The organism is Dyadobacter sp. HNCC25DJ185 (assembly GCF_056895195.1).
Window position 1 is genome coordinate 629,922 of the sequence record NZ_JBXHAR010000001.1, and the last position, 15,235, is coordinate 645,156.

The 15,235-nt window shown below is 46.8% G+C and carries 13 protein-coding genes; 2 read left to right on the forward strand and 11 right to left on the reverse strand.

Features of this window, described 5'->3' with window-relative positions; all coding sequences use genetic code 11:
- Positions 1 to 126: 126 nt before the first annotated feature.
- Positions 127 to 1,989, forward strand: coding sequence for a glycoside hydrolase family 2 protein (locus tag AC1XUF_RS02535; RefSeq protein ID WP_483340078.1), 1,863 nt, complete (start codon positions 127 to 129; stop codon positions 1,987 to 1,989).
- A 195-nt stretch (positions 1,990 to 2,184) separates the two neighbouring features.
- Here the strand turns inward: AC1XUF_RS02535 and AC1XUF_RS02540 are convergent, their stop codons facing one another.
- The 8 genes from AC1XUF_RS02540 to AC1XUF_RS02575 form a co-directional block, all read right to left on the reverse strand.
- Entirely contained in the window at positions 2,185 to 4,455 is a 2,271-nt protein-coding gene (locus AC1XUF_RS02540) for an NADP-dependent malic enzyme (RefSeq protein ID WP_483340079.1), read from the reverse strand.
- A 90-nt stretch (positions 4,456 to 4,545) separates the two neighbouring features.
- Positions 4,546 to 5,757 (reverse strand): MraY family glycosyltransferase, encoded by a 1,212-nt coding sequence (locus AC1XUF_RS02545; RefSeq protein WP_483340080.1) that lies wholly within the window; start codon positions 5,755 to 5,757, stop codon positions 4,546 to 4,548.
- Positions 5,758 to 5,908: 151 nt separating this feature from the next.
- Positions 5,909 to 6,652 carry a glycosyltransferase family 2 protein gene (locus tag AC1XUF_RS02550; protein WP_483340081.1) on the reverse strand — a complete coding sequence of 248 codons (744 nt, stop codon included), beginning with the start codon at positions 6,650 to 6,652 and terminating at the stop codon, positions 5,909 to 5,911.
- Entirely contained in the window at positions 6,649 to 7,215 is a 567-nt protein-coding gene (locus AC1XUF_RS02555) for a WcaF family extracellular polysaccharide biosynthesis acetyltransferase (RefSeq protein WP_483340082.1), read from the reverse strand. Before AC1XUF_RS02555 ends, AC1XUF_RS02550 begins: the two co-directional genes overlap by 4 nt.
- A complete protein-coding gene (locus AC1XUF_RS02560) occupies positions 7,172 to 8,098 on the reverse strand; it encodes a glycosyltransferase family 2 protein (protein ID WP_483340083.1) in 927 nt (308 codons plus the stop codon). Before AC1XUF_RS02560 ends, AC1XUF_RS02555 begins: the two co-directional genes overlap by 44 nt.
- 49 nt (positions 8,099 to 8,147) lie before the next feature.
- Positions 8,148 to 9,305, reverse strand: a complete 1,158-nt coding sequence (locus AC1XUF_RS02565; protein WP_483340084.1) for a glycosyltransferase — start codon at positions 9,303 to 9,305, stop codon at positions 8,148 to 8,150.
- 41 nt (positions 9,306 to 9,346) lie between these two features.
- Positions 9,347 to 10,504 (reverse strand): glycosyltransferase, encoded by a 1,158-nt coding sequence (locus AC1XUF_RS02570; RefSeq protein WP_483340085.1) that lies wholly within the window; start codon positions 10,502 to 10,504, stop codon positions 9,347 to 9,349.
- Complete coding sequence (locus tag AC1XUF_RS02575; protein ID WP_483340086.1) at positions 10,504 to 11,526, reverse strand: hypothetical protein; 1,023 nt, start codon at positions 11,524 to 11,526, stop codon at positions 10,504 to 10,506. Before AC1XUF_RS02575 ends, AC1XUF_RS02570 begins: the two co-directional genes overlap by 1 nt.
- 292 nt (positions 11,527 to 11,818) lie before the next feature.
- Between AC1XUF_RS02575 and AC1XUF_RS02580 the strand changes: the two genes are divergently transcribed.
- Positions 11,819 to 12,697 (forward strand): alpha/beta fold hydrolase, encoded by an 879-nt coding sequence (locus tag AC1XUF_RS02580; protein ID WP_483340087.1) that lies wholly within the window; start codon positions 11,819 to 11,821, stop codon positions 12,695 to 12,697.
- A 42-nt stretch (positions 12,698 to 12,739) separates the two neighbouring features.
- Here the strand turns inward: AC1XUF_RS02580 and AC1XUF_RS02585 are convergent, their stop codons facing one another.
- From AC1XUF_RS02585 to AC1XUF_RS02595, 3 genes are all read right to left on the reverse strand, one after another.
- Complete coding sequence (locus AC1XUF_RS02585) at positions 12,740 to 13,123, reverse strand: VOC family protein (protein WP_483340088.1); 384 nt, start codon at positions 13,121 to 13,123, stop codon at positions 12,740 to 12,742.
- A gap of 25 nt (positions 13,124 to 13,148) precedes the next feature.
- Entirely contained in the window at positions 13,149 to 13,661 is a 513-nt protein-coding gene (locus AC1XUF_RS02590; RefSeq protein WP_483340089.1) for a cupin, read from the reverse strand.
- A 129-nt stretch (positions 13,662 to 13,790) separates the two neighbouring features.
- Positions 13,791 to 15,128, reverse strand: a complete 1,338-nt coding sequence (locus AC1XUF_RS02595) for an amidohydrolase family protein (RefSeq protein ID WP_483340090.1) — start codon at positions 15,126 to 15,128, stop codon at positions 13,791 to 13,793.
- Positions 15,129 to 15,235 lie beyond the last annotated feature (107 nt).

The window sequence follows — 15,235 nt, forward strand, 5'->3', positions numbered from 1 at the left end:
CTAAAAGACAAATTACTATGTCAAAACCGCATCGAACGAGGTATATATCGGTGATATCACAGTATAGGTATTTCCGCCCGTACTTTTTAGAATGAACAGTTCAAATTTTCAGTAACCAAAAACTTGATGAAAAAAATAATCCTCTTATTAGGAGTTTTAGCAGCGGGCCTCAGCGGATTTTCACAAGCTCCAAATCAGGGTGTGTGGAAGGTCAAAGAAGGCAAAATTGTCACACCCTGGGCCGATAAGGTAGTTGCGCAGAACCCCCATCCTGAATATCCCAGGCCGCAGCTGGTAAGGCAGAACTGGCAGAACATCAATGGGCTCTGGAGTTACTCGATCGTTCCCAAAAGTACCGGCGATACTAAACCGGCGACATTTGACGGCCAGATACTGGTGCCATTTGCAGTGGAATCGGCGCTTTCGGGAGTGGGCCGCACAGTAGGTAAGGATAGTATCCTGTGGTATCAACGACTTATTGATTTTTCTCCAAAGCTTAAAGACCAGCGGGTATTAATCCATTTTGGGGCAGTGGATTGGAAGTGCGAAGTGTTTGTCAATGGAAAGCCTGCGGGCTCGCATCAAGGCGGTTACGACCCTTTCACATTTGATATTACAGATTTACTGGTCAAAAAGAAGCAGCAAGAGATCAGTGTGAAAGTTTGGGACCCGAGCAGCGACGGTCCTCAACCCAGGGGCAAGCAGATCAAAAATCCGCATGGTATATGGTACACGCCGGTAACGGGAATTTGGCAGACTGTCTGGCTCGAAACTGTAGCGACGAGTTATATTTCCAATTTGACGCCGAGAGCCGACATTGACAAGCAGACATTAAGTGTTCAAACTGAAATTAAAAACCCGGGAGCGAGTGATAAAATAAAGGTAGTAGCCTGGGACGGGACAAACAAAGTGGCGGAGCAGGAAGCAGCGCCTGGAACCGATGTGGAGCTTACCATTAATAACGCAAAACTCTGGTCACCTTCTACTCCTTTTCTATACGACCTGACGGTGACTATTACCAGAAACGGCAAGGTGGTCGACGAGGCGAAAAGCTACTTTGCAATGCGTAAGATCGCTATGCAGCCCGATATGAATGGTGTCCAGAGGATGACTCTGAATAACAAGTTTTTGTTCCAATATGGCCCGCTTGACCAGGGCTGGTGGCCCGACGGGCTGTATACCGCACCAACCGACGAAGCATTGAAATTTGACATATTGAAAACAAAGGAAATGGGCTTCAATATGATTAGGAAACATGTAAAGGTGGAGCCCGCCAGATGGTACCGTTATTGCGATGAGCTCGGAATGCTGGTGTGGCAGGATATGCCGAGCGGCGATATGGGTAACAACTGGGAACAACGCCCAGGCATTACGGGCGCCGAAACGGAAAGGGACCGTACTCCCGAGTCAGAAGCCATTTACAGGACAGAGTGGAAGGCAATCATCGATGCGAACCGCTTTTTTCCTTCAATCGTAGTCTGGGTTCCTTTCAATGAAGCCTGGGGGCAGTTTAAAACGGAGGAGATTACCAATTGGACGATGCAATATGATCCGACAAGGCTGGTCAACAGTGCGAGCGGCGGCAATTTTTACCCTGTGGGTCATATTATCGATATGCATAATTATCCTGCACCGGTAATGCCGCGCCCGGACATTTTCGGCGCTAAGCAGATTATTGTTTTGGGCGAATTCGGTGGATTAGGCTTGCCCGTAGATCAGCACACCTGGCAACAAAAAGACAACTGGGGATATCAAAGTTTCAAGAATCAGGAAGAGCTCTATGCTCGTTATGCATCGTTTATTGCCAGATTGGAGCCGCTGATTAAGAAGGGTTTATCTGCCGCAGTCTATACGCAGACAACCGACGTAGAGGTCGAGATCAATGGGTTAATGACTTATGACAGGAAAGTGGTGAAGTTTCCGGAGAGTAAACTGAAAGAGATCCATGCGCCGCTTTATAACGCGGCTTTGGTCAATTTCAAACCTTGATTCTTTGCCTCTTTTCTACCCTAATCGCTGAGCGTACGTAGCACTGCCAACAAAGAAAAATCCCCGTCTGGGGCCTGCGGGGAGGAGAAAATCCAATCGCCGGCTTCGGCAGACCGGAAAGCGTTGCAACAGAAATCCGGCTTTGGTTATAAAAAGAAGTACCATAACCAAAGCCGGAAAATCTATTTTTGAACATCATTTCAGCATTTGTGCCTCCACAACGGCAATCGCCACCATATTTACAATCTCGCGCACAGAGCTGCCCAGCTGCAACACATGGACCGGCTTTTTCAAACCCAATAAGATCGGCCCGATCGTTTCGAGTTCAGCAGCTTCTTTTAATAGATTGTACGCAATATTGCTGGCCGAGAGGTTTGGGAAGATAAGCGTGTTTGCTCCGCCATCTGCCAGATCACTGAACGGATGATTTTCTTTTAACAAAGCCGTGTTGAATGCAAGATGCGCCTGCATTTCACCTTCAACGATCATGGAAGGATTTCTCTTCTTCAATATGGCTGTCGCTTCTCTCATTTTTTCGGCGTCGTTTCCGCCTGCACTGCCATAATTGGCATAAGTCACCAACGCAATGCGGGGCTGAATGTTAAACCTCTCCACCGCTTTGGCAGTCAGTTCTGTAATTTCGACGATTTCGTCAACGGTAGGGTCGAGGTTAACGGTGGTATCTGAGAAAAAAAGCGGACCCTTCGGGGTGAGCAGAATGTACATACCCGCCACCTTATTAACGTCCTCCTGTTTCCCAATCACATGCAGAGCGGGCCTGATGGTATCGGGATAAGTGCGTGTCAAACCGGATATAAATGCGTCTGCCTCACCATTTTCGACCATCATCGATCCGAAATAGCTCTTGAAATAGATGGTCCGCCGGGCTTCAATCGGGGTCAGGCCCTTTCTTTTTCTTTTATCATATAATTTAGAAGCATACACGTCAATGATATGCTCATTTTCCTCGGCTCTAGGGTCTACAATTGCAACATCCCCCAAGTCGAGCTTGCTTTCCCTGATCAAGTGCTGGATGGTTTCTTTGCTGCCAAGAAGGATGGGTACCGCAATACCTTCATCCCGGACTTGCTGCGCTGCCCTCAGAACCTGAATATTTTCTGCATCGGCAAATACCACACGTTTTGGTGACAGTTTTGCCTTATTCAGGATGACCCGTGAAATTTGTTCATTGCGGCCCAGGCGGCTTGAAAGTTCCTGCTCGTAAGCGTCCCAGTCTGTGATAACTCTGCGCGCTACCCCTGTCGCTATGGCCGCCTTAGCTACTGCGGGAGCGACGGTGGTTAAAAGCCGTGGATCTACGGGTTTTGGGATGATATACTTGTTCCCAAAAACGATATTAGTCTCATTGTAAGCGAGGTTAACAATATCGGGAACAGGCTTTTTGGCAAGGTCTGCCAATGCGCGTACAGCCGCCAGTTTCATTTCTTCGTTGATTTCGGTGGCCCTTACATCCAATGCGCCACGGAATATATAAGGGAAGCCGAGCACGTTATTAACTTGGTTGGGATAATCGGACCGGCCTGTCGCCATGATGACATCTTCGCGTGCTTCGACGGCATCAGGATAAGGGATTTCGGGATTAGGGTTTGCCATGGCGAGCACTATAGGGTCCTTCGCCATGGATTTTACCATTTCTTTCGAAACAATGTCCGCCGTTGAAAGTCCCAGAAACAAGTCGGCGCCTTTCATGGCATGCGCGAGCGAATCGAAAACTACTTCTGTTGCGAATTGTTTTTTCATTTCGTTCAAATCCGCCCTGCCATGATGGATGTGTCCCTTTGTATCGAACATGGCTACATTTTTCGGATCGACACCGAGCGATATATAAAGTTTTGTGCAGGATACCGCTGAGGCCCCAGCGCCGGAAACAACTACTCTGATGTCCTTAATATCTTTCTTGACGAGGACCAGCGCATTGAGCATCGCAGCTGCACTGATGATCGCCGTTCCATGCTGATCGTCATGCATGACCGGAATGTTCAGTTCCTTTTTGAGGCGGGATTCGATTTCGAAGCACTCCGGTGCCTTGATATCTTCCAGGTTGACACCCCCAAAAGTAGGCTCCAGAATTTTAACGGTCCTTACAAACTCGTCTACGTTTTTGGTATTGAGCTCAATGTCGAAAACATCAATATCAGCATAGATTTTGAAGAGCAGGCCTTTGCCTTCCATAACGGGTTTGGAGGCTTCCGGTCCAATATCCCCAAGACCTAAAACGGCCGTTCCATTGCTGATAACAGCTACCAGATTGCCTTTCGCGGTGTACAAATATGCATTTTCTACATTGTCAGCGATCTCGAGACAAGGCTCTGCTACGCCCGGAGAATATGCCAGCGAAAGGTCGCGCTGGGTGCTGGTTTCTTTGGTTGGGATGACCTGGATTTTCCCGGGACGGCCTTTGGAATGGTAGTATAAAGCGTCTTCTTTTCTAATGTTCTTGTTCATACCTATTCGACAAGTTGTTTTCCGCGAAGGTACAACATTCGAACAAAGTCACTGAATTATAAAGGGATGCCCGGCCAGGCAGGAACCATATTATTTAAGATCCCGCAGGGTATTGCCGGAAGAATGCAGGTCATTTTTATTGAAGGAGGGACTATTTACCAATTTTTTTTTCTCCCTCACAACGATCACGCGTCTCTTGAGCAGGTATGCGAAAAGCATGTAAACGCCGAACATGGCAATGTAAATATAAAGAGAGGCCGTGTTGGTAATATCTCCATGGAACGTGAAAAACAACGCCGTGTTGACGACGGTAACCATCCACAATGAGAACGATGCCCAGAAGTGGTTCAGCCCGTTATCGATCAGGATATGGTGCATGTGGTTACGGTCTGCGACAAAGGGTGACCCGCCTTTGAATATTCTGACAATAAATACCCGCAGGGTGTCAAAAATGGGAACGATCAACAAAACCATCACAATGATAGGCGCATTGAAATAGGCGCTAGGATCATGCAGGTAACCAACATTCAGAGACAAAAACTCTACGGAAAAAATAGATAGCAGGTAACCGACTATCAGGGATCCCGTGTCGCCCATAAAGATCTTGCTGGTTTTGGAAAAATTGAAGCGCAGAAATCCGAGCAGCGATCCCGACATGGCAAACGCCAGACAACCGAATGAAAAATGATCGTTCAATATAAACCAGATACCAAAACCGAGACCAGCAATAAGACTAATGCCTCCGGCTAAGCCATCAATGCCGTCAATGAGGTTGATCGCATTGATAATTGCAATGAAAATGAATACAGTAAGCGGTATGCTGATGAAATCCGAAACCCCATGAATGCCAAAAATCCCATAAAAATTATCCACCTTGAAATTCCCCATTGCCACAAGAATCAGGGATGCAAAGATCTGTATGATTAGCTTTTTGGTTGGATCAACGGCAAGGATATCGTCTTTGATACCCAGGAAAAATAAAATGATCACCCCGGTCATTGCCAGACTGATCAAATTGGAATCCAGGATGTTCTCTGAATGCGGCCAAAGGAAATAGGCAATCAGAGTGGCTGCAAAAATGGCAATACCGCCGAGTGTAGGTGTTTCAGTTTCGTGTGAGCTTCGGAAACCTGGCTTGGCAGTAAGGTGAAGCAGATTAGAAAGATTGATGATAATGGGGATGGAAATGATCGACAAGAAGCAGGCGATCAGGAAGGAGAGGAGGCATTGGTACACATCATGATGCATAATATTACTGAAGTCTCCTTCGCTTAAGATCTGTAGGGGTAATTTTAATTCCATAGTGTCTGCAAGATGTTAAGAAGTGCGTTAAGTGGATGAATGCAAAATTTAATTCAAATGACGTAAAATAATTCAATATTTAAAATGTGCAAATGACTGATAATCAAAATATTTATTATCTGGTTTAGAGCTAATTTTACGAAAAGTGTTTCTAAATAAACTGTAAAATCTTTCTCAACGGTTTAACCCATAAGGTATAAAATCTCGGTCTAAGACCATTGATTTTCCATGCTTTCAGATCGTTACGGTTAGCGGCGATCCTGTTCTTCAGTGTGCTGTTACTTACTCCCCCTATCCTCATTTTAACCAGTACCTTAGGAACGTACGCAATTCCAATCTGCGCTTTATGTACAAACCTAAGCATGAGCTCATAGTCGGCAGCGCTACCCAGGTCCAGGCGAAACCTGCCGTTGTTTTCATAAACCTCCTTTTTTACAAAAAAAGTAGGATGGGGAGGCATCCAGCCATTAACAAACGAACCCTTTTTATAAATTCCCGAAATCCATTTTCTTTTAACAATTGTTTCATCCGAGGAATCGACATATTCCAGATCTCCGTATACCGCCTGAACGTCTGCGGAACTCATTAACCGGGAGACATCACTGATTACGCCGGGATACGCATAAAAATCGTCCGAGTTGAGGATTCCGATCACGTTACCCGTTGCTAATTGTATGCCTTTATTCATTGCGTCGTAGATTCCGGCGTCAGGTTCGCTCACGAACTGGGCGATCTGATCTCCGTAAGACACCACAATTTCCTGCGTACCATCTGTAGACCCGCCATCGACCACAATGTATTCTATATCCGGATAGTCCTGTTTCAGGACCGACTCAATGCTCTGACGGATCGTTTTCGCGCCATTATACACAACTGTCAGAATACTTACTTTCAACGGCTTATTTCTCTTGTTTTAACGTATTTTGCAGGATTGCCCTGGTAAATGCTGTATGCATCCAGCTTGCCGGTCGCTATTGAACCGACCGTGAGCACTGCATGAGAACCGGCCGATACGCCCGGGCATACAATCGCTTTCGCCCCGATCCAGACACCGTCTTCCAACGTAATAGGTTTGACCGAAAGATCAAATGTGCTTTTGGTGTAATCGTGATTGCCTGTCAGCAGCATGCAGCCTTGCGAAAGGCAAACGTTTGATCCAATTGTCACCAAAGTGAGGTTGTCGATCCACACATTTTCTCCTATCCAGGTAAAATCTCCAATTTTCAGCATCCAGGGGTACTTGATACTCACCTTCGGCTTGATCACAACCCCCTGGCCTATCCTGGCCCCGAACATTTTTAATAACCCAATTTTGAAAGCGGAGGGGTAGGGTAAATAAGTATTGACGAACAATCTGTTTGCAACATACCAAAGAAGCTGCTTTGCAAAGCTTCCCGGTTGGTACCAGTCGTTGTTATACCCGGACAGATTGGTTTGGGTTCTTAAGGTCTTTTCCATATTCTGTCCTGAAATGCGAAATTATCTCGTCTTTATTCTTGCCCACCCGATGGTAAACCTCGTATATTTTGGCGTCGACCAGAAACCGGTACCAAAATCCCTGTAAAACGTGCCAGATCAAACCTTTGGTCCCGTCCAGGAAACCTCCCTTAAAAAAATACCGGTAACCGAAATAAATGAATGGCCTGGTAAAAAGTGGAAGGCCTGCATATTTAACCTTCAAAAACCGTGTTCGCTGCTCCTGACTGCCCCAAAAACTGGGGTCTACAGTTTCCTTGCTATCAAAATTATATTTAATATTCAATAAATCAATTACCTCGCGTATTGCATAATTATTATGCTTTTGGGTCCACCAGGTCAGGTTATTCAGGTTATGATCGACGATATCGTGCTGTAACTGAGCGGTGTTTCCGCTGCTTAGCTTGATATGTTCATCCATCCAGAGTTCCTCACAGACACCCAGCCCGCTGCGCCATATTCTGAGCAGCCAAATCGGATAATATCCGCCTCGCCTGATCCATTGTTCCATGAAAATGACCCTTCTTTTGACATACAACCCTGAAATGTCCTGCTGAAAACTCCTCATTGACATGTTCAGCTCGTTAGCAAGCTCAGTGGTAATATATTCGTCGGCATCCATCCGCATCAACCATTCAGTTTTGAACGGATTGTTTTGAATGCCGAAATTGAACTGAAATGCGTAAGACACCCAGGAATTTTGAATGACCGCCGCACCCAGGGTTCGGGCTATGGCAACTGTATTGTCAGTGGAGTAGGAGTCGACAATGAAAATCTTGTCGGTGATCTGAAGCAGGCTTTTAATACAACGCTCAATGTGCTTGGATTCATTGTGTGTCAAAATGATGACAGATAAATCAATCATATCCAGTGTGAAACGGAAAAAAAGTTGCTTTTGGCAGTGATTACAATGTTCAAAGATAGTTGATTTTCCTAACTTTCTTGTATTCTTCCAATAACTGATTGGCGACTACTTTGATGTCAAAATTTTCAGTTACCATGCGGTAGGCCTGATTTGCGATCTTCCGGGCGAAGGACTTATCTTGCAATATTTTAAGAATGCCCGCCGCAACGCCTTCACTCGTCAGAGGTGTCAGATAGGACGCCTCATATTTTCGGATATAGTCCCCGAAGCCAACGCGGTCCGAAACAAGTGTCGGGATTTTGCATGTCATTGCTTCCAGGACTGCAATCGAAAACCCTTCAGAATAGGAGGGAAGCACAAAAAGGTCAGCATCTGCAAAAGCCTCTTTCTTGATGGTATCCGTAAGCATTCCCACCAGTTTGATACGGTTCCCCAGGTTATTTTTTTGGATAAAAGTTTCATTTTCAGCCTGATAGCCGTCATCTGGACCAGCCAATACAAGAATGGCGTCCGGCAACTGTGCACAAATCTGTTGAAAGGCCGGAAGCAACAGATCGAGCCCCTTCTTAATGTTCAGGCGTCCCATGAAGAGGATCATCTGCTGATCTTCGCGGATTTGATATTTTGCCCTGAAAACCCCTTTGGCAGGAAGATTGGAATAATCCGAGAGCTTCATTCCATTGGGCACAATCGCCATGTTCTTTGGCCGGTAACCCAGATACCGGATCACGTCTTCCTCTTCGTCGGTATTATTGATCTGGATCAGGTCCGCTTTACCTAGCAATTTCCTCTGATAAAGCAAGGTTACCAAATCCTTCTTCCATTTGCTGTGGGCTATGGCCCATTTGTCCAGCAGTCCGTGAATGGTGATCACTTTAACCGCCGTATTCGGGATCAGAAAAGGAGCGAGGCTACCAAAATGCCAGATCCCGTGCATATGCACCACATCGTACTCGTGGATATGCTTTTTGAGATATCGGTACATATCCACGGAAAACTCCCGGTAGAAATGGCTGATGGGAGTCGTCCGCGCGCATTCGATCAGGCGTGCGCCTTTGGGCACTGTATACATTTTCTCGCCGGGGGTCATGGGACTGAGTATGTCTACATCGTGACCTTGTGCCAGGACTTCCGTCGTGTGGTCGTAAATGATCCTCGCCGGTCCGCCGATGGCCCAGGTATAAGCGCAGATGTTCAGAATTCGCATGTGTTGATATGATGAATGGGTAAATGCTTTCGCATATCCCGTTAAGCCAGTTCCAGTTTTTTATAACAATCCACCATTTCTGCCGCTACTGACGCGGATGAAAAAGGGGCGATCAACTTCATCGATTCCGCCCCCATGGCAGCAATTTTTTCAGGATGTTTTCCAAAAAACTGCATGGCGGCAACCAGTTCGAATTGTTTTCCAGGTGCAAAAGTAAAGCCGTTCCTCCCGGTTTTGACCAAATCTGGGACGCAACCGCATTTTTCGGAAACAATTACCGGCATGCCGCAAATCATGGCCTCGTTTACGACCAACCCCCAGGGTTCCGATTTGCTTGGCAGAACGAGTACATCGCTTTTCGCAAGCCAGCCGGGGATCTGATACCATGGAAAGCCGCCGGTAAAAGTGATCATGCTGGTTAAGTTCAATACCTCTGTAAGTTTTTCAAGCGATGGGCGCGAATCGCCGTCCCCAACCATTACCAACTTCCAGGATAAGGCATTTTGACCGGATTTTAAAAACTGGTCAAATGCCCGGATGAGCATTTCCAGGTTTTTTTCGGGGGCCAGGCGACCTACGTAGATAAATTTTCTGGCGAGGTCGCTCCCCGCTGTGAGGTCGTCCCGCTGAGCCGCTTCATATCTCTCGCGGATCAGCTCTTCATCCACCACTGCTGCATTACGGACAGATATATCGGATGGTTTCACCCCAAGGCTTTCGAGATATTCGGCGGATGACTGTCCAAAACAGAAAAATGACTGAGCCCTGCCAAGAATAAACTTCTTGATAGCCTCGCGCCAGCCGGAACGTTCGTGGTCTGCCGGCGACGACTCGGAGGACACAACCACTTTAATACCTTTGATCCTTGCGTAGAACATCAAAAGGACCTGAGCGAAATCAGAATAGCCCGTGATGTTTAACACCGTGGGTTTGTAGTCATTAAAGACCTTGAGCAGCGCAGTCAGCCTTTCCATGAAGCCAATGTCATCAAGGCTGCGGTCGAAGAGGAGGCGGTAAGGATATTGGTATTGGATGGTATCGTCGGGCTGCATTGATTTCCTGCTTGCTTCGTTCAGGGCGATCTGGGCAACCAGAAAATCGCTGTCCGGCTCCTTTTCCTTCAAGACACGGTTGATTTCACTGAAAAGCCTCGACTTATAATGTGCCCATAACTGATTGTGAACAACAAGTATGCGCATTAGCGATGGAGTTTTAGATATTCCTGAAACAAAGGATACAGGTTATTCGAAAGGAATATTTGTCCCTGGTCGTTATAATGGACCACATCGCTCTTCCTGTACAGGTTCTTGGATATACCGAATTTGAATTCGTTGATCAGCCGGATGTTTTTTTCCCTGGCGAAATCGATGATCTCTTCGCCCTGGTCGTTGAAATGGCCCAGATCGATTTCTGAGATTTCAGGATGTAAATAGATAAACAGCGGAATGTCATTGGCTCGGGCCATTTCATAAAGCTGCTCATAGCCGGGATTGAAACCGATACCGGGCTTCCGGATACCGGCATCATTCAGTTTTTCTTCTTTTACGGACTGCTCGTGGGCAGGCAGCTTTTTTATGGAGTCATTTTTTGAGGTAGCCGGGGTATTTTTTTCCGGCACTTCCGAAGTGAAGAAAAAGGTGTCCAGATAGTAGAAGAAGATCCAGCGATAACGCTCCCACAACTCTACCAGAGCCACTTTATATTGCTTATTGGGCATCTGCGGATCAATGCCCACAGGGCTTTGGTGCGACATGATATCGTGGGCGTCGTGGCTACTGGTTACAAGGCACATGAGCTTCGCTTTGAAGAGCCCGAATTTTTTAAGGTAAGCCGCCATATTGTCCGGCCCCCACGATCCTGCTGAGATGTTCAACACCCTGACCCGCTTTCCAAAATCTTTCTGAAATCGTTTTTCGAGGATCGTTGAAGCAATGTTTTCCTGATCGGTGAGGCTACCCCCATTGACCACCGAGTCGCCGATCAACAGAATGACGAGGCTGTCCGTTGGCAGGATCTCGTCGTTGCGCATAGAAAACCGGTTGGTGCGAAGTGTGGACCCGAAGCGCTTCACGTCCTGATTGGGTGCATATATGTATTCGAAATCAGGGTCTGAAACGTAAAGAGGGGAGTTGCAAAAGCCAAATGCCAGTCTCAGGACAACTTCGGTAATTGCGGCAAGAATGACAATGAAAATCAAAAACCCGTATATGTATTTTAACATCAAATGAAGTTCAGTTCTGCAACGGTTGAGTCTGCAAATTTAGGATTACTTTTTCCAAATACGATTTTTTGCGATTTCATTCAATAAATAATGCTCCGCCACTCGAGCGGCCCGGTTGCCGACCGTCTTGCACGGTTTCCACGGTTTTGTTTAACTATCTGCGCCGTATATGGTATACCATCATGCCTTTTAGCGCTGGAACGATAATTTGCAAAGGTGATGCGCACACTCATCAATGTTACACGAATGGATGAGGAGTTTAATTCAAAGTCTATTCTTAAAACAGCATGTTATGAAGTTGATCGAATCAAAAACAGGAAGTACAGGTGAACCGGTAAAGTTGTTTGTTCACGAAGTTGGACAGGGAAAACCGGTCGTTTTCATTTCAGGATGGCCTTTGAGCCACGAAATGTGGGAATATCAGTTCAATGTGCTGCCCAAGCATGGCATCAGGTGCATTGCTTATGACAGGCGGGGGTTCGGAAAATCGGATAAACCATGGAACGGATATGATTATGATACCCTGGCGGCGGACCTGAAAGCGGTTATCGACGAGCTCGACTTAAACGAGGTAACGCTTGTCGGTTTTTCGATGGGAGGCGGGGAGGTCGTCAGGTATTTGAGCAGGTATGGCAGCGAACGTGTTTCCAAGGTCGTGCTGATCAGTTCGGTAGTACCTTATATGTTAAAAACGGATGACAATCCGGAGGGGCTGCCTCAGGAGATGTTTGATGAGTTTGTGGAGCAGATAGAAGAAGACCGTCCTAAATTTTTGGCGGGCTTTGCAAAATCGTTTTACGGTAATTCATTGCTAAACAATGCGGTAAGTGACGAAATATTGCAGTGGCACAGCATATTGTCGCTGCAGGCGTCGGGAAGGGCAACCACTCAGTGCATCCGCAGCTTCAGCGCGATCGATTTTAGAAATGAAGTATCGCTATTGGATGTCCCTGTTCTGATCATCCACGGAGAATCGGACAAAACTGTTCCTATTGAGGCCAGCAGCGACCGTACTTCAGAAATGCTGCCGGGTGCCGAATACATTGTCTATGAAGGTGCCCCGCACGGTCTGTTTATCACCCACAAAGAAAGGCTGAATGAGAACCTGGTACAGTTTATCAACCAGGAAGTGGTGACGATAAGCAATCCTTACACGGATATTGTCACCTAGCCTGCGTGTAGTCAGGAAAAAAAGCGGGGCTGAAAACCATTTTCAGTCCCGCTTTTCTTTTGCGATCATTTCAATGAACTCAATCCGGTTACCAAACGGGTCTCTGAAAGAAAACCGGGTCCGGTCCGGAATTATGCTCTCGTTAGAAACACGAATCCCATGTTCCTCCAAAACCGCGCGTGCCGCTTCTAGGCTTTTTACTTCAAACGCCGGATGTCTGGAAGATAGGTCCTGCGCTTTTTCCGACCGGATATGCAATTGAATATCACCCATTTGAAACCAGATTGCGCCATTGGGCAGCGGATATCCGAGATCTGATAATTCGGGGAGGCCCAGCACGCCGCTGTAGAAATCCCTGGCTTCCTGTTCTTTTCCCTCCGGAATGCAGAGCATGATGTGATCGAGTCTTTTGAATTCTATTCCCATTGAACTGACTAGTTTGATAAAAAGGTTAAGCCCACAATTTAACCAATCCCTCGTTTGCGCCGGTCAACGGATCAAATGCGGGTTTAGGTACTTGTGAAATATTCCGGTCTGCTTTGGGCCTGTCGCCTGGCTCGCCACGAAGAATGTCATAATCACGCCCATCGGGATAAGCGCCTACCACGCCAAAGTCGGCGGATGACTCGAGCTTTTTGTGGCCCACACCCGCAGGTATCACCAGAATATCGCCGGCCTGCACTTTTATTTTCTCTCCCTGCTCTCCGCCCATATGCAGCAAGGCATTGCCCGCATAAACGCCGAGTACTTCGTGCGAAATGCTGTGATAATGGTGATAAGTAAATACGCCATTACGCCAGGAGTTCGTCCAGTTATTTTTTACAAACCAGCCTTCCAACCACGATGCGCCCTTTAAACCCCTTTCCGGAAAAGCATTTTTATATACCAGAAGAGGGAATTGACTATTAGGAATTTTACCGTCATCCTTGAATAAGAATGTCTCAGGCTGAATTGGGGGTGTCATGAATTAGCTGGTTGATGTTGCAGTATAAATCTTAACTATTTGGCTGAAAGCTACCCTACTAAAATCCACGTGCCAAAGTACGACTTCGGATAGATTCGGACGGTCCGCCATCAATTCTTTCACAAGACATTATTTCCTTAAAGGCCCATTACTCACTTCAATGCCGTCCTTCCAAACCGCTTCAATGCTTCTTGAATGCCTGATGTCTTTTTCCGGATTGGAAGTGAGGATGATCAGATCAGCCTTCTTGCCTTTTTCCAATGTACCATATTCGTCATCGACTTTCAAAGCCTTAGCAGCATTACGGGTACTGATGGTAATCGCTTGCAGTGGCGTTAACCCTGCCTGTACCATCAATTCCATTTCCAAATGTTCGGTAAAACCTTGCGTACGAATTGGAAATGCACCGGAGTCTGTTCCGAGCGCCACTGCGATACCAGCGTCATGAATTTTCTTAAGGTTCGTCATGCCAATTTGATGCGCAGCGATATTGCGCTGATAGTCTGGTGAATTACGGATCTTTTCGGCATAATTCTTATCTGTGATCATTTCATAAACACCTGGTTCCAAGGACGCCTTAAAAAAATCGTCCTGCACCCAATTGACATTTCCAGCATAGACAAACTGATATTCATCCAAAGAAAGAGTAGGAATGTAGATTACCTTTTTGGCTTTCATTTTCTTGAGGAGGTCGGCATCCACCACTTGGTCCCTGATACTGTGTGCGATGATATCAAGCCCGGCCTCAATCAATGCCCGGGCGTCTTCGGCATAAAACAAATGTGCTGCAACACGGATATTTCTTTGGTGTGCCTCCCTGATGATGGCCTTATAAATCTCGGGCTTCATTTTCTGTGCGCCACCATGATCGTCCACCCACATTTTAACGACCGTAGGCTTGACAGCCGCCAGTTTATCCATCATAGCCGGGACGTCCTCGGGCGTAGCCGGCCGGAGCAAAAGATTCATCCAGGAACCCGGATTCGGATCCGGTACATTGAAGCCAAAGCCTGCCGAGAATAGCCTTGCTCCCGGGAGCTGCCCTGCAACGGTTGAATCCCTCAACCCATCGAAGATCAGCGGCCGGTCGGTACCCATCGCCAATACTGAACTTACGCCATAATCCTGATACTTCTTGAGCTGGCGCATGATGTTCTCCCGGGTGTAATTTCCGGCCGACGAGGAATTTCCCTTCAACGTACCCACATGGGCGTGTGCGCAGATCAGGGAGGGGATGATGGTTTTGCCGGTAAGGTCAATCTCTTTCGCACCATTTGCTTTCAGGCCCCTTCCGATTGAGGCGATCCGCCCACCCGCAATCAGGATATCAATGTTCTGCTTCGGAACAGAGCCTGTCCCGTCTATTAAGGTGCTGTTTTTCAACAGTACTGTTGCGGGCTGTGTAAAGGCCCGCAGTGGTGCGGACCAAAGGAATATCAGGCAAAAGAGAATATTTAATCGCTTCATAATACAGATTTTACGGGACGTGACACGGAACAGAAAGGCCATTCCGATGGTATGAATTTTGTACTGATCAAACGCATTTTTGAAATAGGATACAAAAAGTAAGTTAA